Annotated in this window: 11 protein-coding genes and 2 pseudogenes; 6 read left to right on the forward strand and 7 right to left on the reverse strand. The window is 46.8% G+C overall.

The features are described 5' to 3' along the window. Window positions 1-155 precede the first annotated feature (155 nt). Entirely contained in the window at window positions 156-296 is a 141-nt protein-coding gene (locus tag ACLFWI_RS02775) for a helix-turn-helix domain-containing protein (RefSeq protein ID WP_446411643.1), read from the forward strand. Continuing rightward, a pseudogene (locus ACLFWI_RS02780) lies at window positions 290-490 on the forward strand (RNA-guided endonuclease InsQ/TnpB family protein); the annotation flags it as partial. The gene ACLFWI_RS02775 and the pseudogene ACLFWI_RS02780, both read left to right, overlap by 7 nt. 11 nt (window positions 491-501) lie before the next feature. Here the strand turns inward: ACLFWI_RS02780 and ACLFWI_RS02785 are convergent. Continuing rightward, on the reverse strand, window positions 502-3,411 hold the full coding sequence (locus tag ACLFWI_RS02785) for a DUF3769 domain-containing protein (RefSeq protein WP_446411644.1): 2,910 nt from the start codon (window positions 3,409-3,411) through the stop codon (window positions 502-504). 120 nt (window positions 3,412-3,531) lie between these two features. Next, window positions 3,532-3,648 (reverse strand): photosystem II reaction center protein I, encoded by a 117-nt coding sequence (locus ACLFWI_RS02790; RefSeq protein WP_006099131.1) that lies wholly within the window; start codon window positions 3,646-3,648, stop codon window positions 3,532-3,534. Window positions 3,649-4,091: 443 nt separating this feature from the next. Here ACLFWI_RS02790 and glgP point away from each other — a divergent pair, with 443 nt between their 5' ends. Next, window positions 4,092-6,662, forward strand: a complete 2,571-nt coding sequence (gene glgP / locus ACLFWI_RS02795; protein WP_446411645.1) for an alpha-glucan family phosphorylase — start codon at window positions 4,092-4,094, stop codon at window positions 6,660-6,662. Window positions 6,663-7,428: 766 nt separating this feature from the next. Here glgP and ACLFWI_RS02800 read toward each other — a convergent pair. The 4 genes and pseudogenes from ACLFWI_RS02800 to recN form a co-directional block, all read right to left on the reverse strand. Beyond that, window positions 7,429-7,626 (reverse strand): annotated as a pseudogene (locus ACLFWI_RS02800) (CU044_2847 family protein); the annotation flags it as partial. A 69-nt stretch (window positions 7,627-7,695) separates the two neighbouring features. Next, window positions 7,696-10,092, reverse strand: a complete 2,397-nt coding sequence (locus ACLFWI_RS02805; protein WP_446411646.1) for a CHASE2 domain-containing protein — start codon at window positions 10,090-10,092, stop codon at window positions 7,696-7,698. 215 nt (window positions 10,093-10,307) lie between these two features. Next, window positions 10,308-12,938 (reverse strand): GAF domain-containing protein, encoded by a 2,631-nt coding sequence (locus tag ACLFWI_RS02810; protein ID WP_446411647.1) that lies wholly within the window; start codon window positions 12,936-12,938, stop codon window positions 10,308-10,310. 232 nt (window positions 12,939-13,170) lie between these two features. Continuing rightward, complete coding sequence (recN, locus tag ACLFWI_RS02815; protein WP_446411648.1) at window positions 13,171-14,940, reverse strand: DNA repair protein RecN; 1,770 nt, start codon at window positions 14,938-14,940, stop codon at window positions 13,171-13,173. A gap of 201 nt (window positions 14,941-15,141) precedes the next feature. Between recN and ACLFWI_RS02820 the strand changes: the two genes are divergently transcribed. Then, window positions 15,142-17,205: an ABC1 kinase family protein gene (locus ACLFWI_RS02820; RefSeq protein WP_446411649.1), complete on the forward strand. Its 2,064-nt coding sequence runs from the start codon at window positions 15,142-15,144 to the stop codon at window positions 17,203-17,205. Window positions 17,206-17,366: 161 nt separating this feature from the next. Here ACLFWI_RS02820 and ACLFWI_RS02825 read toward each other — a convergent pair whose 3' ends face one another. Next, a complete protein-coding gene (locus tag ACLFWI_RS02825; protein WP_446373907.1) occupies window positions 17,367-17,654 on the reverse strand; it encodes an RNA recognition motif domain-containing protein in 288 nt (95 codons plus the stop codon). Between the two features lie 311 nt (window positions 17,655-17,965). Here ACLFWI_RS02825 and gcvT point away from each other — a divergent pair, with 311 nt between their 5' ends. Both gcvT and ACLFWI_RS02835 read left to right on the forward strand, forming a co-directional pair. Next, a complete protein-coding gene (gene gcvT, locus ACLFWI_RS02830) occupies window positions 17,966-19,087 on the forward strand; it encodes a glycine cleavage system aminomethyltransferase GcvT (RefSeq protein ID WP_446411650.1) in 1,122 nt (373 codons plus the stop codon). 152 nt (window positions 19,088-19,239) lie between these two features. Next, window positions 19,240-19,899: a hypothetical protein gene (locus tag ACLFWI_RS02835; RefSeq protein ID WP_446411651.1), complete on the forward strand. Its 660-nt coding sequence runs from the start codon at window positions 19,240-19,242 to the stop codon at window positions 19,897-19,899. The last annotated feature ends 20 nt before the right edge of the window (window positions 19,900-19,919 follow it).

Consider the following 19,919-nt stretch of genomic DNA (forward strand, 5'->3'; position numbering starts at 1 on the left):
AAACCCGCCCTGATTCATTCCAGGGTTCAATGACCAATGACTAATGACCTTTACCGGAAGCTTGGGTCTAAAGCCTCGCCCTGCCATCGCGACTTTTACAAATCGTCCTGACGATGGATAAAATGTGTGTATAATGGATTAAGGAGGTAGAGCAAGTGTTTAATTTAATCTACGAATTTAAGTTAAAACCAACTAAAGATAAAATAGCCATTTTTGAAGACTGGCTAGAACAAAACCGTCGCGTGTATAACTATGCACTAGGCGAGCGTAAGGATTGGTTTAAATGGAATGCCTAACCGAAACGGGTAAAAAACTACTATCTGAGCGCGTCCATTCATGTCACCACTGCGGCTACACAACCGATAGAGATGTAGCTGCATCTCAAATAGTCCGTATTCGTGGACTTGCAACCGTGGGACACACGGTCAAGATGCTTTCTGAGGGTAAATTCATTGGAATCCCTGCGACGGAAGAATCACCGCTCTTATAGGGCGGTGAGTGTCAACGAGTTACCCCCTGTACGACTGGACGAATGGCAGAACCATCAAACAGTCCCGGATTCCCTGCCCAATTAAAATCATTAATTCGTAAGCTTATCGAACCTAACTCCTGAACTGGATTGTAGCGTAGGAGAATACTGTAAGTGCGACGGCTGTACTCCAAAAATAAATCCGTACTGATTTCCTCACCCGTATCCAAATTGAAAGAGGTCTGAAAACCAGCAAGAAACGGACCGTAGATTTGTTGGGTGATGCCAGCAGAAAGCACAATTCTATCAGCCACTCGGTCAAACCGAAATGGGGATAAGTTACCCCGTGCAACCTGAGTGTAGCTGAGGTTAAATCGAGTGTAGTCGAGATAAGGTCGGGAAAAATGCCCTAGCTGACCGACAAGCCCAACTGTGCCACTGAGAGATTCCTGGGTATCGCCACTACTATAGGCACTAGCCACCCCTGTGGCAACTCCCCGCAGTGCCAAGAACGGAACTACAGGTCTTGGTGTATATCGTAATCCTTCGGTGGGGGTTAAGGGCAGAGCCTCACCTCGCCAGAGTGTGAAACTTCGGCTCAACGTAGCACTGGCTTGATAGCGTGTTAAGTCGATGCGGTTATTCTCTCGTGGAGGGGGAGGTAGCAAGTCTGGTCTATCTGTGGTGGCGTTAATTGCCTGAATCCCTGCTTGATAGGTGAGATTGATTCCTGTGTCCCCTAAACGAATCACCGGGGATGTGATTACCGCTCCCAGACTCTGCTGCACAGTTTGGAAGCCCAAGGAACCGTTAAAGAGGCGATCGCGAAAGCTATATTCCAGATTCAAGTTATGGGGTAAATCGGTACCGATAACCTGTTGGAGTCGTACACTGGCTCTGAGTTCTTCTTCAAATTCATCGGGATCAAGACTGGTGAAGGTGGCTGAAGCCCTTAGGGTGGTTCGAGGGGTAAAGGTGGCATCTAGTCGGGCTTTGAGTCCGAAGGACGAGGGGTCTAAAAGCCCACCATCATTTTTTTCTGGAGCATTAGGGTTATTTTCACCAAGGACGGCTCTCTGGAGAAAGTATTGGGGGGTGACTTGAAATCGTACCCCTGGAGTATTGACAATATTAAACGATCGCTCAATAAATAAACCACCACGATCATCATCATCGAAGCCAAACTGAAGTAAACCCGGTTCCCGTTCTCGACGATCAATAATCACGCGATTGCGAAATGTGGGTACTGATAACCCTTGGTCAAATACCAGTCGTGGGCGAGTGGCAACGATTTCATCCACTAAGGGCGAAATCCGGCGAAATCGAGCCGTTTGAGCTCGTAATTCTAGTTCGGGTGGGGAAAAAGGGTCATTGGTGATCCGCACATTTTGAGCGATCGCTTCTGAACCCTCAAAATCAATGCGATCGGCTTCATAGCGGAATCGGTTGATTGTTCCTGCAGCCTGTGGCGCACCCGAAACTACATTTGAGAGATTTCCGGTAGTTGTTGTGCCAAAGCCTCCGCCAATAAAGAAGGAGTAAAAGCCCGGATTGGTCACGCCTTGAAGGGGTTGACTACTGATAATGCGATCGCTAATTGGTCGTTGTTCTTCGGGAGCATCTGGATCAGCAGGAGAGGGTAAGATGGTTAAATCAGTACCCGATGTTGGGATGAATAACTCTCCACTGGCATCAAAAATCACACCACTATCCTGAACAAAGGAATACTCAAAGCGTTGACCTCGTAATACCTGATTCCCTCGCGTCAAGGCTACATTATCCTCAGCCACCAAAATCCGATTCGGCAGGTTAACCTGGACGCGATCGGCTTCCAGCAAAGCGCCGCGAAACCGCAACAGGACATCCCCTTGGGCGGTAATTACCTGTCGCTGTTGATCATATTCCTGTTGATCGGCGGTCAGTTCCAGCACACCTGTGATCGGACCGGGAGCCGCAGGTTCAGTATCTTCTGAGGTTGACGGCTCAGGAGTTGGCTCGGAGGTTTGCGATCGCGGCTGTAGCTCGTGAATATCTGGTGCAGGGACTATCTCTGGGTTAGGTAACGATGGGGTATCGGATTGGGGGATCGTAAATTCAAATTCTCTCATCTCTCCTCCCCGCTCTTGAGTGATGATACGTTCAACGCTTGAGAGTTCTAGGGTGACAGCAGAATAACCCACCGGAATCGCATTCGGGTCATTAGTCCTTGGTTGTTGACCCATAGTCAATGACGGATCTAGCGTAGTTGAGATCGGGTCAGACTGGGCATTTGTCGTTTGACTTGTGCAGCATGGTAGCAAATCCTTAGCTGTTCCCATCTCCTCTGCTAGCCTGCTCTCAGACTCGCCATGGCACGTCTCTACATTGCTCCTCTGCTCACCTGCTTCTCCGCAGGTGGTTACCAACTTTTGCTGAGGTGAATTAGCCCCATTCATTGAACGGTGAGCAGGTATCTTATCCTGTCCGTCTAAAAAGTCCTCACGTCTTTTTACCTCATTTCCTTGAAGCCTCTGACTGAGCCTCTGACTGGGAGCCTCTGCATTGTTTCCATCCAAGGGTAAGGATTCCACAGGACTGGATATCGGGGGAGGCGGCGTGCGATCGCGGAAGTCTCCGCTGCGGTTTGACGGTGAATCATCACCCGCTAAACTCGTCTTGGCATCTCTGCTCTGTGACACCTCAGTTTCTTGGTTCTCTGTGGGAGAATAACGGGTAGAAATAGACGCTCCCAGCCGATCCGCCTGTGAGGATGTTATCTGATCAGAAAATTCCGGGGGTAACGTTTCGGGTGGGGTTGGTTTCGCCAGTCCCTTGGGAGTTGGCTTCTGGAGGCGAGTCGATACTGAACTCAGAGGTGAAGTTGAGACAGGTGCAACAGCGTCCTCAGTCGTTAACGATTGAATAATGGCAGGAGTTTCAGGCGGCTGAACGGGTTGGGGCATTTTTCAACAATAACGGTCGAAGGAACAAATCCGAAGCGTACCGCCTTACCGCGCCTAATTACAGCGGGGCGAGGTACGCCTCGCCCCTTTGAAAAACTCAGGGATGAAGCAAAGTATAATTTACTCCAAATCCCGTCGCTTGGGGTTACGAGCCGGATCGTTTGACAGGAAGCCAAACACGAATAAGGCAACGAAAATACTAACAACGATATAGACCACAATCTTGAGCGTCAGCATCTTGAATATCTCCCAGAGGTATGAATCATCGCATTGGCGATTGTGTTGCGTTTTGCAACAACTTTTCTCATCATACCCAATAGTGGTTCCCTTGTTGATAGGCAACGTTTACTCACGCTCAGGATGTTTGATCGGTATTTTCAGGACACTTTCTCTAAATCAGCCTGGGTTCATTATCCCTACATCCTTATGCACATCAGACTTTTTTAGTCAAGAGTAAGTTCCATGACCTAAAACCCATGATAAATTCCTTTTGCCATCTGCCATCTGCCTTTGTTCAATCATCCCCAAAATGAGCCTGAACCTCTTACTGATGGGATTTTAGCCTGAAGCTGACATCGATAAACCCAAGTCTGTTACGAAAACAGTATTAAAAGTCTCATCCTTTGTGTAAAAGTATGTACACAATGTTATCCGTGTAATACTTAGAATTTTGTCGCTCTATGCAGCCTATTCGCACTTTTAACGTTTCTCCCGCTTTGCCAGAAGCCCTGGAACCCTTACGCAATCTGGCATACAATCTCCATTGGGACTGGAATGTGGAAACAAAAGACTTGTTCCAACGCCTAGACCGTAAACTCTGGGAATCCACCCGTCATAATCCCGTTTTGATGTTGGGGATGATTAGCCAAGCCCGTCTGGAAGAAGTGGCTGAAGATGATGGGTTTCTGGCACAAATGGAACGAGCATCTCGACAGTTAGACGACTACCTCAAGGAACGGACATGGTATCGTAAACATCGTGGCAACAGGGATGAAAAGGAATGCTATGCCTACTTCTGTGCCGAGTATGGGTTAGTCGATTGCCTGCCCATATATTCCGGTGGTTTGGGTGTTTTGGCTGGCGATCATCTCAAATCTGCCTCTGACCTGGGTTTGCCTTTAGTGGCAGTTGGTTTACTCTATCAAGAAGGTTACTGCGCCCAATACCTGAATGCAGATGGTTGGCAACAAGAGCGCTATCCGATTAATGATTTTTACAATATGCCGCTGCACTTAGAGCGCCATGAGGATGGTTCAGAAGTGCGGATTGCCGTTGAATATCCAGGTCGTACTGTTTATGCTCGCGTCTGGCGCGTGCAAGTGGGAACGGTTCCCCTGTACCTGCTTGATACCAACATTGAACCCAATAATCCCTACGATCATGACATCACCGATAGACTTTATGGTGGTGATCTGGATATGCGGATTCACCAAGAGATGATGTTGGGGATTGGTGGGATTAGAGCCTTAAAAGCCTTAGGATATAAGGTTAACGTTTATCATCTCAATGAAGGTCACTCCGCCTTTTTAATTCTGGAACGCATCCGTCGGTATATTGAGGAAGAAGGGTTAAGCTTTGCCGAAGCCAAACAATTGGCTCAGTCTACCCAACTATTCACCACCCATACCCCTGTCTCGGCGGGATTTGACCTATTTCCTCCCGATAAGGCAATGTACTATGTGGGTCATTATGCGAATATCTTTGGCTTGTCGCGGGAAGAATTTCTGGGGTTGGGACGAGAAGATACGGGAAATTTGGAATCCCCCTTTAGCATGGCAGCATTAGCCATTAAAACCTCTAGCTTTATTAATGGCGTCAGCCGATTACATGGGGACGTGTCGCGGAAGATGTTCCATGGACTGTGGTCTGATCTACCTCTCGATGAAGTCCCGATTACCTCGATTACCAATGGGGTTCATGCTCGCAGCGTAGTGGCAAAGGCAAACCAGGAACTGTATGACCGCTACCTGGGTCCGAACTGGTCAAGCCGCAAAGCAGCAGATCCCTTATGGGATCGGGTGGCTTCGATTCCGGATGAGGAGTTGTGGCGCAATCACCAAGCCTGTCGTTCTCAAATGGTCATGTCTGTCCGAGAACGCTTACAATACCATTTACGCGATCGCGGCGCTACCCCAGCCGAAATTGATCGGGCGCGTGAGGTTTTAGATCCCAGCATTTTGACCATTGGCTTTGCCCGTCGATTTGCCACATACAAGCGGGCAAACTTATTCCTCCGAGATCTGGATCGGATTAAAAAAATTATCCAAGGTGATCAGGAACGAAAACGAAAAGTTCAGTTTGTCATTTCCGGTAAAGCCCATCCCAAAGACATGCCAGGGAAAGATTTCATCCGTAAGATTATTCATACGATTCGCGAAGCGGGATTGGATAACTCTGTCGTCTTTGTACCCAACTATGACATTCACATCGCCCGACTGATGGTATCAGGGTGTGATATCTGGTTAAACACCCCCCGTCGTCCGCGTGAGGCATCGGGAACCTCTGGGATGAAGGGTTCGATGAATGGTCTAATGAATGTCAGTATCCTTGATGGATGGTGGGACGAAGCAGATTACGTGCGAACAGGTTGGCCCATCGGTCATGGGGAAGAATATGATAATCCTGAGTACGAAGATGAGATAGAAGCTAACGCCCTTTATGACCTACTCGAACAGGAAATTGTCCCCCTGTTCTATAATCGCGACAATGAAGGATTACCGCGTGGGTGGATTGCCAAGATGAAAGATGCAATTCGGCTCAACTGTCCTGTGTTTAATACCGCTCGTATGCTGCGAGACTATGCGATGCGGGGTTATTTCCCTGCTAGCGAACGCTACAAGGCAATGACGAAGGAGGGCTACCAACCGGTGAAAGAACTGGCTCAGTGGAAGCAACACTTATTTGATCACTGGTACAGTATTAAAGTTGAAGACATTGACATTGCTGCTCCCAGCGATCTCATGGTCAATCAATCGGTTGCTGTGAAAAGCCGCATCAACCTAGCTGGATTAACGGCTGATGATGTACAGATAGAACTCTACCAAGGTTCAGTCAATGCCGATGGGCAAATTGTGAATGGCGTACCCGTGGTGATGGATTACCAAGGAACTGACGAACACAATATCAGCATCTACACGGCAGATATCTGTTATGGTGCCAGCGGCTTACAAGGTTTGTCTCTGCGGGTATTTCCCAAACACAAACACCTTTCTAGTCTCTATGAACCTGGTTTAGTCCTCTGGGCTTCCTAGTATGTCATTTGTCATTTGTAAGGGTTTGAGGCTGATTGACATCACTTCATCCTAATCCACCCCTGTAGGGGCGCAGGTTGTTCGCCCTTCGACGACCTGCGCCTCGACAAACAACGGATAAAAACCGTGATTAATCCCGATCATCGGGGTACATTGAACATACATAATGGATGTGCGATCGCATTGGGGATAATCCACCAGCCAAACGGCACAATCATCACCTGAGTGAGATAAGGAAACCTTTTCGTCTTTACGCTTCGGTTTTAATCATTTAACGTTTATCAAATTTAACAGGGCAGAAAACCTCATGGGTCAATTCTAATTTGATCGGGGTTTGAGATTGTAGTACGATGTTCAATTAATCCTGTATTGTTTCCCTTCTATTGCCGATTTTTCAAGTTAAACGCTTCAAACCCTTGATAATCCGTTAATATCGTCCCGCCTAACCTCGACAAACTGGAATCACTACAAGCATCTTACATGACCTAATTTGCTCGACTCAGACCGAGGCAAATTTGACAGAAAAGCCATTTTATGAATGTTGGGTTTAATCAAAAAGGGACAAAGGGTGGAATAGGAAGGCAAAGAAGCAGGAATTAGAGGAAGCGCGATCGCATATATCGCGCTACGCACCAGGGAATAGAGAATTCTTCTATTGCCCATTGCCCATTACCCATTCCCTTCTTTAAGGAATAAGCTTTCTTTGCAGAAAAAAGCTTACCGTGCGATCACGATCAGCCAGGGAAGCCTGGGTGAGTTGTTCAAATTATGATTCTTTTTCTGGTTGAGGAAACGAACACTCTACTGTGATTTTCAGGTTACTTTTGGCTGTACCTTTTGTCACATAGGGAACATCTGCTTCCCCACCAACTTCAACGCCAAATTCTAAGGTCACTTTGGTGATGTCAGCGATCGCGATATTCTTAAAGGCGTTCAGTGTAGAGGTGGTGTAAGCGCGGATCGTCCCTTATAACCCAGTCCGCGCAGGCGGACTTTGCTTGTGTAGCAGCGATTTCAATCGCCTCCTCTTGCTCTAAGATTGAGGTGACAAGGTACTTAAATCCTCTAACACTTTTGTCACAGACTGATATCGATCCATGAAGTAGTAGCGCACCATTTTTTCTAATATTTCAGCGAATTCGTCACTCACGTTTGCCAAATGACGCCAGCTAATTTCCCCTGTCTCTGAATCCAGCACTAACTGGTGAGGAGGAATGCCTGTTAAAGCTTGAATCCCAATCACCCCAACTGCATAAATATCACTACTCAACGTTGGGTGTCCAGCGTATTGTTCTGACGGTGCATAGCCACGAGTACCAACCGCCACCGTATTATGTTCCTGGGTATCATGTTCCTGATCCAGTTTTTGTTGGGGTTGAATCTGTTTGACTGCCCCAAAATCAATTAACACCAATTGACCATCGGTTTGGCGACGAATAATGTTACTGGGTTTGATATCCCGGTGAATAACATTGTGGTCATGGATAAAAACCATAATTTCTAAGAGACCTTTGATTAACTTGACCACTTGCTCTTCTGGCATTCGCTTATCTACAGGTAACTCGTCGCTGAGTGAATCTCCTTTAATGTATTCTTCGACAAGATAGAATTCCCGATTTTCTTCAAAATATGCCAGCAACTGGGGAATGTGAGGATGTCTGCCCAACTTTTCTAAGATTTCTGCTTCTGTATGAAAGAGGCGTCTGGCAATAGCGAGAAATCGTTCATCGCGACGGGCTGGTTTTAAATGCTTAACCACACATTTGGGTTTGCCCGGTCTGTGGCTATCTTCAGCTAAATAGGTGAGACCAAATCCCCCAGAACCGAGAACCCGATTAATCTTATAGCGTCCGGCTAAAAGGTTGGGATTGTCAGATTGTTTAACCGTTGGCGCAGGTTGGCTCACAGCTGCATCAGGCGTCCAAATTGCCGTTTCTCCATCCCCATCCTGCGGCGATGGAGCAATAGCCGTTTCTTCACTTAGGGTTACCTCTTGCTGTTCTGCAATCAGAGTCTGATCGTCATCTTCATCCTCCTGATTGGTTGGAGCAAAGCTGGTTCTATCTTGTAATAAACCCTGAAGGGCAATCAGATTATTTTCCTGTTCTTGGAGTAGACGGGCAAAATGGGCGCGTTCTTGCTGATTTTGGTAAGCGCTATAAGCCAAGACCCCTGTAGATGACATCACCAATCCCACGACAGGTATCATCACGGGTATCCAACCCGCCTCCAGGAACACGATAAAGGATATACTGCCCAAAAGACCAATCGCCACTGTCTCAGCCAGCAGCAGTTGCCCGATATTGCGAGTGATTCGCACCAGAATAGCCCCGGTGAGCGACCAACCCCAAATCCAGATAACTTCTCCCCACTCAGGTATAAACCAAAACAGCTTGCGTCCATTCAGAACTGTACTGAGCAGTTGACTGACAATTTGACCATGAACAACTACTCCCGGCATTTTTTCCAGCACGTCCCCTTCAGAACTGTAGGGCGTGAAGAACAGATCATTTTCCGCTGGATCAGAAATTCCAATCAGGACGATGCGGTCTTTGACTAAGCTAGGATCAAGACGATCTTCAAGAACGTCTGTCAGAGTCACAGTATCGGCTAGTTTGTCGCCAGAGCGGTAATTTAACAAAATTTGATAGCCACCCGCATCCGCCTTTTGATACCCTCCTGACTTGGGCTTTAAGGGTTTGAAAACAGTATCTCCCCATTTGAGATATTCTTGTTCATCTTGGGTAATCGTTTGTGGTTCGATTCCTTTTTGTTCGAGGTAATATCGGGCTAACTGAAAGCTAAAAGAAAGACGGACGTTACAACCTTTAGGAATTTCGGCATTGTGAAATAAAAACGCCCGACGCACAACACCCCCTTCATCGATGGCTAAATCCGCAAAGCCAACCTGCTCCTGAGGCACAGCTTTCGGTGGAGGAGTCCCTCGCTTGGTTTCGCTCCCCAAGCGACAAATGGGAATGATATTCTCGCTGTTGTTAAAGAGTTGGGTTAATTCAGCGTTACCCGGAGGTATGGGAATATCCCGATACATATCTAAACCAACCACCGTCGGTTGATGCTGCTGTAGCTTTTGCAGTAGCTGCGTCATCACCGCATCAGTCATGGGCCACTGCTCTAGGGATTCAATATCCTGCTCCGTCACCTCAACCACCAACAGGCGTGGGTCAGGGGGTAAACTCGGTCGCAACTGCATCAACCGATCATAAGCATAAAGCTCCAATGGTTCCAACAGCGCTAACTGGCGAGTCCCCAGCAACACACCTGTAACCGCCAAACTGGTTAGCAAGGCTGGATTTTTCCAGGTCAAACTACCAATGCGCTTCAAGCGCGACCAAAAGGCAGAGAGCTTTGACCCTTCGCTTCGCTGCAGGGCATGGTTTTGAGATAACTCCCCACTAGTCTCTTTCACGTATCTGATTACTCACAACTAACATCTTAACGCTAGCAAGAATTTCCCTGAAATGTAGCTGACATGAACCGTTAGTTAACCCATAATTCAGCAGACACTGGTATCTATTATGACTCAAGCCAGGTTGAACGATAATTCTCTGAAGAACAATAAATAAGGTGGGCATTGCCCACCCTACGCAAAAGTCCTAATTCTTGGGGTGCTAGTTGCTTGAATTACTTTTCAGTCATCGTGTAAGACCCATCCCAGTCATCCCCTGGTGGTTCTTGGAGAAAATGTTGACACCGCTTCAGGTGTAATGCCGCGGCTTTGTCATTTTTGTCAAATTCTTCCATGATAATGCCAAATTCACCCATCGCCCGGGTAAACTTCCGGTTGAGATAATGCTCCCGCCCTTTGTGGTAATGTTCAATAATTTCCTCTTTTTCGGCAGAAAGGGGATCAGAACGCAATCCCACCAGTTCATAAATTCTGACCGGCTTATTCTTGCCTTTGACACGAATCCAGTCTAGTTCCCGATACCAAATCTTATCCTGGCAGGGAGCAAAGGTATATTCGCTAATGACAATGTCACAGCCGTATTGCTTGGTGGCACCTTCAAGGCGAGAGCCTAAGTTGACACCATCGCCAATGGCGGTGAACTCCATCCGCTTACTCGAACCGATATTGCCACTAATCACGCTGTCCGAGTTAATTCCAATCCCAATTCGGATTTCTTCTTTTTTCTGGGCTAAACGACGGGCATTAAAATCTACCAATCGGTGGCGCATTTCTACCGCCGTTTGTACCGCTCTCCATGCGTGATCAGGTAAAGGCAAGGGCGAACCAAATACCGCCATAATTGCATCGCCGATATATTTATCGAGGGTGCCTTTGTGCTTGAAAATTGCCTCGACCATCGATTCAAAATAGTCATTGAGCATCCCCACCACTTCTTCCGCTTGCAGTTTTTCGGTCAAAGAGGTGTAGCTGCGAATATCAGAAAACAGCACCGAAACTTCTTTGCGATCGCCTCCCATCTTGGCATCACCCAGTTTCAGCAGTTCTTCTGCCAACTCCTGAGTCATGTACCGATACATTGTACTCTTGAGGCGCTTCTCATCACTGATGTCGTCCATAACAACCAACGCCCCATACACATTGGTCAGATCGCTAGTATCCGCAATGGAGTTAATCGACAAATGCACGCTATGCTCTTCATTGCTCGGAGTCAGCAATATCTGATCTGGATAGTACTGATTGCGGTCTTTGTCACTTTTCGCGTCTAAGCCATTCTGTAGTAATTTGGCAAAGCTGGCCAAGCTACCCTCTTTCTCTTTAATTTTGATCAACTCTGAAACCGATCGCCCTTCGATGCTATCTCCCTTACTAAAACCCAACAGTTGCTTGGCACTTTCATTTGCCGCGATAACTTTACCGGCTTTGTCTGTAGAAATTACACCATTGGTTAGACTGCGAAGGATATCCCGCTGCATTTGCTCCTGCTGCTTAACCGTTGCAAACAGTTTCGCATTTTGCAACGCCACACCCGCTTGGATATTAAATGCTTCCATAAAGGCTATATCGCTTTGATCGAAACTCGCCTTCCAGCATTCGGGGGCGTCTTGTTCTTCTTTATTGGGATCGGGCTGGTAAGGAGGAAACTCTCCCTTCTTCTTCTTATTCACTAACTGAGTGACGCCAATTAACTCGCCATCGGCGTTATAGACTGGCATACACAGCAAGCTACAGGTGCGATAGCCGGTATTGCGATCAGTTTCCCTAGCTTTCTCGGAATCGGGATGATTGTACAGGTCAAATGGGATATTCAGAATTTCACCCGTCAGCCCGACTCGACCAGCAAAACCGGCTCCCACAGGAACCCGCAGTTCTTTCATCGAGTCCCCAGCCTGAGGAATCTTCGTCCACAAATCATTGCGTTCGTGATCAATCAACCACAAAGTCGAGCGATCCGCATTCATCAACTCCTTAGCTTCCTCCATCACCCGCTTGAGCGTTTCTTCCAAGTCCAAACTGCTCTTACTCAGGGATTCAGTCGCCTTCATCAGAGCATTAGCCGCTCGCTGTTGCTGAGTTGCCAGGTAAAATGACTTGGACGACTCCAGAATCAGGCGAATGGAGGGGGCAAATTCTTCAAAAAGTTTCTGGTCGCTTTCGCTAAAACCCTGTTTATCTATTTTTTCTTCTAAGGGTAAATCATCCTCAGGCTCATGATCCGGCTTCAACTTATTCAGTAGTTGAACCACCGCCACCAAGTCTCCCTTCTCATTGAGTAAGGGCAGCGTCAACATCGTATACGTCCGGTATCCGGTTGTCTTATAGAGCTTTTTAGACCCTTCCGATCGCGGATCATCGAAGAAATCGTAGGGATTATTGACAACTTTTTTAAACGTTGCCACTTCCCCAGCAATTCCCTGATCAGCCGGAATCCGCAGTTCTATGGTTTTTCCATTCTCACCCTCGGCGACGATCGAAAATAATTCATTTTTATTTTCATCCAGTAAAAATATTGTTGTCCGGTCTGCACCCAAAAGCTCTGCTGTCTTCAAGGTGATGGCATTGAGCATCTCCTGAAGAATTGTCTCAAACCCTTGGCTGTCGAGGAGCATGGACAGGGTTTGATGAACAACTTCGAGCTTCTTTTCCACCCCCGTAACAACTTCTTTGAAGCTGTCTTGAGTCAGGGGAGCAAGAAACGCCGTAAATGTTCCATTAGTTGTCGCTAGGGCACTATCAGCAGACGCGGGTTGATGTTCATGGGCTCTTTGGTCGTCGGTATAGATTGGCGTTATATCAACGGTATCTCCATTGTGATCCGCAGACCTGGGGGAAAATGCAGCTGTCATATTTCTCGTTAGGGTCAGAGAACATTCCTGGCATACGAATAAGATTACTCTATCAGTTAAAGTTTTACCACTCAGGTTTATTTTATTGGCAAGATCAGGGAGCTGGCAAAGTTGGGGGAGCTCTTGGAGATGGGGGAGCAATGTAGAGACGTGCCATGGCGCGTCTGGGAGTTGGGAGATGAGGGAGAGAATTTACAAAGGACAAATGACAAATGACAAATGACCATCTCCATTAATTCTGACGCCAATGACGGGCTTGGGTCAACAGCGAATCGGCAAACGTCATGGCTTCTTGACCCGATTGTCCACCAGCTAGCTGGGCAATTTCTTCCTGGCGGTGAGAATGATGATCGAGGCGACTGACGCGAATGACGGTACGCAGGTCAATCTCAGTAATTCCCTCATCAACGAGTGTGTTTGTCTGGTTAGTTTCAGGTAAGAGGGTTTGATCGATCACCTGTTTATCGACGCGGAAATGCCGATCTGCCATGGCGGCGATGATGGGTTGGTGAGTCACACACAACACTTGATTTTGCTGGCTCAGGTGATGAAGTCGTTCCGCGATCGCACTGGCTACCCGCCCCGATACCCCCGCGTCAATTTCATCAAAAATTAAGGTCACGCCTTGGTCGCCACTATTGGACAAACAGGCTTTCAATGCTAATAAAAAACGGCTCATTTCTCCCCCCGATGCCGTTGCTGCTAACGGTTGTAGAGGTTCCCCTGGGTTGGGAGATAAATAAAACGTGACTTGATCCGCACCCGCCACTGTCGGCGCGATGGGCGTGATCACCACCTGAAATTTTACCTTGGACATGGCTAGAGGCTTCAGTTGCTCCACCAGACGCTGTTCTAGTTCCTCGGCTGCGACTCGACGCAACTGGGTGAGCTGATTACACCATTCTGTTAAGCTTTCCTGACATTGACGATAACTTTTTTCCAACTCATCCAAGGATTGACCATTACCTCGGAGTTCAGCCAATTCTGAGGTCAGTTTTTCGTAATGAGCGATCGCATCAGCTAAAGTGGGTCCATATTTCCGGCAAATTTGTTTAAGCGCTTGGATGCGTTCTTCCACCTCTTGCAGGCGTTCGGGATCAGTTTCCAGTCCATCCCCATAGGCATTAATTTGGTGAGAAGCTTCCACCACCTGGGCTAAAGCACCACTGACCAGTTCTAGGATGGGTTGTAACTGGCTGTCGTATTGCGCCATATCACTCAAGGTAGTTTCGGCTTCCCCTAATAAATCGGCGCAGGCAAATGCCCCACTATCATTTTGGTAAAGTGACTGATAGACCTGATAACTGTGCTGTTGAAGTTCTACGACATGAGTTAACCGTTGACTCTCTTGTTCGAGTTCGGTGAGTTCATCAGGATCAGCAAGATCAGCGGCGCTCAGTTCCTGAGTTTGATACTCTAGCCAATCGAGACGTTGTAGGCGCTGCTGTTCCGACTGACGCCGTTTTTGCAGGGCTTGCCAAGCGTCCTGAGATGCCAGATAAGCCGTAGTCACTTGATCAAGGTGTTGTTTGATTGGGAAACCGCCGTAAAAGTCAAGGAGTCGCCGCTGGCGAGTTGAGGCAAAAAGCTGTACTGTTTGACCTTGGGCGGTAATTTCCACCAAGCGATCGCGTAATTGTTCCATCAAGCGACGATTCACCAAAATCCCATTAATTCGCGATCGCGATCGCAGGGAGTTCTGTTTAGCCGTAATCTCTCGACTACAGACCAAATCCGCTTCATCAAGTAAATCAATTTCCTGTTCACTCAACCAAGCCATCAACGTCCCATCGATGCGAAACGTCGCCTCAACCAGCGCCCGTTTTTCCCCGGTGCGAATCAAGCGATGGGTGACTTTTCCTCCCAACGCCACATCAATGGCATCCAGAATAATTGACTTGCCAGCACCCGTTTCACCCGTCAAAACATTCAGACCCGCCGCAAATTCCAATTCCAGTTGGTCAATTAAGGCAAAATTTTGAATCCGTAACGATAGCAACATAACATTTTCATCCAATAGTTAGGGAAACTGGTTAAAAGACGAAATAATTCATAAGTGGATACTACCGTGCAGATCGAGCCAACCTTGTCGCTTAATCATGAGTCCTGATCAGGATAAACTGAATGGCGTGGTATCTCAATCATTTTTTTGTTACAATTCTTTACAGAGCTGCTCCTGTTGGTGAATCCTGAATAAATAAATATGAATCTTAAAAAAATTTCCCCTGCCTCTCCCCAGCGAGATTCAATAGCCGAACTAAATACCTCAGTGGAACCCTTACCCCCTGAGCCAATTGTGGTTGAGTATGAACAGACGCCGTCCCCCGCATCAGCGCTACCACAGGAGTGTACCGAAAACCGAACCGAAACGCTACGCTATGATCCAGTAGCGATTGAAGCTCAATATGGGCGGGCACCGCTACAAGTCTTAGGACGGCTACTCAGGATTACATTACCCACTGCTGCCTTTGCCTTAGGACTATGGTGGGATCGGATACGGGGTCGCCGACAGATCAAAGAACGGCGGCGAGCGATTCAGTTGCGGGAACTCCTAACCCAACTTGGACCTGCGTACATTAAAGTCGGGCAAGCACTTTCGACGCGACCTGACTTAGTGCCACCCCTGTACTTAGAAGAGTTGGCGTTGCTACAAGATCAACTCCCTCCCTTCCCCAATGAAGTCGCTTTTCGATTTATCGAAGAAGAACTAGGCGATCGTCCCGAAGAAATTTATGCCGAACTGACCTCATCGCCTGTAGCCGCCGCCTCCCTAGGACAAGTGTACAAAGGGAAACTTAAAACAGGGGAAACCGTCGCCGTAAAAGTGCAGCGACCTGGCTTAGCCCGCCGCATTGCCTTGGACGTTTATATATTACGCCGCCTCGCTAAGTGGATACAAAACAATATTAAGCAGGTGCGGAGTGACTTGGTTGCCATTATGGATGAGTTTGGCACCCGCATCTTTGAAGAGATGGATTATACCCAAGAAGGGTGTAATGCTGAGCGCTTTGCCAACCTTTACGGTCACCTTAAGGATATTTATGTACCCAAAATTTACTGGCAATATACAGGACGGCGTGTCCTGACAATGGAATGGGTCAATGGAACTAAACTGACTAATCTAGAAGCAATTAAGGCTCAAGACATTGACGCCAAGTATTTGATTGAAGTTGGTGTGCAATGTTCACTACGCCAATTGTTGGAACATGGATTTTTCCATGCTGATCCCCATCCCGGAAATTTATTAGCCACGCCGGAAGGCAAGCTGGCTTATCTGGATTTTGGGATGATGAGCGAAGTCAAACCCTATCAGCGTTATGGGTTGATTGAGGCGGTTGTTCATTTAGTCAACCGGGACTTCGCGGGTTTAGCTCATGACTATGTGAACTTAGAGTTTCTGTCGGAAGATACGGATTTAACCCCAATTATTCCAGCGCTGGCTAATGTGTTTAGCAATGCCTTAGGCGCTAGTGTTGCCGAACTCAATTTCAAGAGCATCACTGACCAACTCTCGGAAGTGATGTATGAATATCCATTTCGAGTTCCCGCCTACTATGCCCTAATTATTCGTTCCTTGGTCACATTGGAAGGGATTGCGATTAATGTTGATCCGAACTTCAAGGTTCTCAGTAAAGCTTATCCTTATGTAGCGAAGCGTTTGTTAACAGATTCTTCCCCACAATTACGCGCTTCTCTAAAAGACTTACTCGTCAAAGACGGTAATTTCCGCTGGAATCGCCTGGAAAATTTATTGCGGAATGCCGCCAATTCTCAAGATTACGATTTGAATAAGGTTTTAAATCAAACATTAGAATTTTTATTCTCAGAACGCGGTGATTTGATTCGGGAACAATTGATCGAGGAAATTGTCAAAGCTGTAGATATGTTTGGACGTCGAACCCTTGATAATGTGACTGAGTCTCTGCGCCAACGAGTGGGATTACAGCAAAAAACAGAATCCACTAGCAAAGTCATAGAACTACCGCAAAGTGCAGAGCATATCAAACGAATTTGGCAAATTCTGCAAGATACGCCCGGTTTCGATCCCTTCCAACTTGCCCCCCTGGTTCCTCAATTTTTGATGAAGCCAGAAACTCAGCAAATGGGACAAAAAATTGCTGGCGGTTTAGCCCAACGGGTGATGGCACGATTAATTCGGGAAGTTTTACTTCAGGAGACTCAAGGTCAAGGGGAAAAGCCTTCTAATGGTTCTAGCGTTAAGAGAGCCCCCAAACTCGTCCTGCCACCAGCCGCAGCGATTCACTGACATACTCCCGGTGGGCAATGCCCACCCTACGGTCTATCAAGTTTCGGCGATCCTACAATGCTGATATGAATAAATTTAGTAAGCTCGATTCTTACTTAAGCTTTGAGCCGGAAATTTATTTCCCGGCTCTTTTCTAATTCTAATTGAGTGAATTAGAATTATTAACGACGCGAAAAGTTACCGTTTTTGCGGTTACCGCCTCTGTTTTCACGAGGTCTGGCTTTATTCACCTTCAGATTGCGCCCCATCCATTCAGCCCCATCGAGTGCCTCAATAGCGGCTGTTTCTTCATCGTCTGTTTCCATCTCTACAAAACCAAAACCCCGAGGACGTCCGGTTTCACGATCAGTGGGTAACTGCACCCGCTTGACAGCGCCATAATCTGCAAAGACAGCACTCAGGTCTTCTGCAGTAACGTCGTAGGATAGGTTGCCTACGTAAATTGACATGATTGTCTCCAAACTCAAAGTTGTATAAAGATGAGGGTATCGGAGACAAGTCTGTCAAGTCGAAAGGAAAAAAGCCAATCTGTACTAAACACAAACACTGAAACCGAACACATTCTCAATGATTAAGCTAGCACAGGCTTGCCAATTTGGGTACGGGTATCAAATTCTTACTGTTCGCCAATCTTAACCGTAAACTTTAATCAAAGTCCGACTACTTATCGATGCCTTGGCGCGATCGCAATTTACCAGATCAGGGGTTAATGTCAGACAAGTCGGTAGAATATGAAAGACATTGTGACTCAAGACTATCTGTGGCTAAGCCAAAACCTTCTCTTGCAAGAACTCCTCTGTTTGACCTCGCCGTTGAACAAAATGCCCGCTTCACTGGCTTTTCGGGTTGGGAAATGCCAGTCCAATACAGCAGTATTGGACAAGAACACGAAGCAGTACGCACCGATGCGGGAATGTTCGATATCTCCCACATGGGAAAATTTGCCTTGACCGGGAAGCAGCTATGGCAAGCGTTACAGCGATTATTCCCATCAGATTTGAGTCGATTACAACCGGGTCAAGCTCAATACACGGTATTGTTAAATCCTCAAGGGGGGATCATTGATGATGTGATTGTTTACCACCAAGGGGAGGATGAAACAGGCGAACCGCAGGCGATGATGATTGTTAATGCGGCAACATGTCAGAAAGATAAAGAGTGGTTGTTAGCGCAACTGGAAAACACCGGGGTAAAATTACTAGACCTTTCTGGGGAAAACGTTTTAATTGCTTTACAAGGACCCCAAGCTGAGACTTATCTACAACCCTTTGTCCAGGAAGACTTAACCGCGCTGAAATCCTTCGGACATCTCAATGCAACAATTCTAGATCAACCCGGATTTATCGCCAGGACAGGGTACACCGGCGAAGACGGGTTTGAGGTGATGGTTAAACCGGAGGTTGGGGTAGAACTGTGGCGGCGTCTGTTTCAGGCGGGAGTGACTCCCTGTGGCTTGGGGGCGAGAGATACGTTGCGATTGGAAGCAGGGTTGGCACTTTATGGGCAAGATATTGATGATACGACGACTCCTTTAGAAGCAGGTTTAAGTTGGCTGGTGCATTTGGATGAGTTAGGGGATTTTATCGGACGTTCTGTATTAGAAGTCCAAAAAGCCAAGGGTGTAGAACGTCGGTTAGTGGGGATTGAAATGCAGGGGCGACATATCGCCCGTCACGGATATTCGGTGCTATCCGATGGTGAGGTTGTGGGAGAGGTGACGAGTGGGACTTATTCACCAACCCTAGGGAAAGCGATCGCACTGGCTTATTGTCCCACATCCCTAGCTAAGATAGGTCAACCCTTAGAGGTAGAAATTCGCGGTAAGACTTATCCGGCTGTTGTTGTGAAAAAACCCTTTTATCGCGCCAAAAAACGTTTTTAAACCGAGTATAGCAATCCTATTTAGGTTGTGGCAATTTTCAAAAATGAAACCATTGCTATACCTGGGTTTCGATCATTTCGCTTGTTGCATCCTATTTAGGATTGCTATAGTATTGTCCTGACATATATTTTATAACTTAAAGGAGAAATATTATGGCAGCCGCGATCGGGGAAATTATCAGAAATGGAATTTTATTTGATGTTAAGAATTGGAGGAGTTTAATGTCAGACGGTTATGATTTTTTTCAGGCTATTGAAGTCCTGTTTGACAGGTTGACTGAACGAGAGATTCCTTATGTATTGGTTGGCGGAGTAGCTCTACTAAGTTATGTAGAGGGTCGCAATACTCAAGATATTGACCTAATCTTGGCTCGTGCTGACCTTGATGCTTTCCCTGAGATAGTTATCCAGAATGAAAACAAAGATTTCATTCGTGGGACATTTGAGGGATTACAAGTTGACCTGTTGTTAACCCAAAACAAACTATTCCGAAAACTATCGCAAGAGTTTGTAACAGAACAGAGTTTTGGAAATCGAACAGTTCGCTGTGTAACCGTGGTTGGACTCCTAATTTTAAAGTGTTATGCATTACCTTCTCTCTATCGTCAAGGACAATTTAGCCGCGCCAGTATTTACGAAAATGACATCCTTTTATTGTTGTTAAACTATTCGGTTGATTTAGATAGGGTTTTTTATATTTTATCAGACTATTTGTTGTCAAGTGATTTAAACGAGGTAGAAAGTATTTTAGACGATATTCAAAGACGAATTCAACGGTTTTCAACGCAGCAGCAATCCAGGGAAGAGGAGTAGGGGAACCAAAGCGGCAAATC

The organism is Coleofasciculus sp. (genome assembly GCF_046539235.1).
In the GTDB taxonomy this organism is placed as follows: Bacteria; Cyanobacteriota; Cyanobacteriia; order Cyanobacteriales; family Coleofasciculaceae; genus Coleofasciculus.

Coding starts and splice junctions, on each gene's coding strand:
- ACLFWI_RS02785 (WP_446411644.1), bottom strand. CDS start 3,411: ATGCCCCAACCCGTTCAGCCGCCTGAAACTCCTGCCATTATTCAATCG.
- ACLFWI_RS02790 (WP_006099131.1), bottom strand. CDS start 3,648: ATGCTGACGCTCAAGATTGTGGTCTATATCGTTGTTAGTATTTTCGTT.
- glgP (WP_446411645.1), top strand. CDS start 4,092: ATGCAGCCTATTCGCACTTTTAACGTTTCTCCCGCTTTGCCAGAAGCC.
- ACLFWI_RS02810 (WP_446411647.1), bottom strand. CDS start 12,938: ATGACAGCTGCATTTTCCCCCAGGTCTGCGGATCACAATGGAGATACC.
- recN (WP_446411648.1), bottom strand. CDS start 14,940: ATGTTGCTATCGTTACGGATTCAAAATTTTGCCTTAATTGACCAACTG.
- ACLFWI_RS02820 (WP_446411649.1), top strand. CDS start 15,142: ATGAATCTTAAAAAAATTTCCCCTGCCTCTCCCCAGCGAGATTCAATA.
- ACLFWI_RS02825 (WP_446373907.1), bottom strand. CDS start 17,654: ATGTCAATTTACGTAGGCAACCTATCCTACGACGTTACTGCAGAAGAC.
- ACLFWI_RS02835 (WP_446411651.1), top strand. CDS start 19,240: ATGGCAGCCGCGATCGGGGAAATTATCAGAAATGGAATTTTATTTGAT.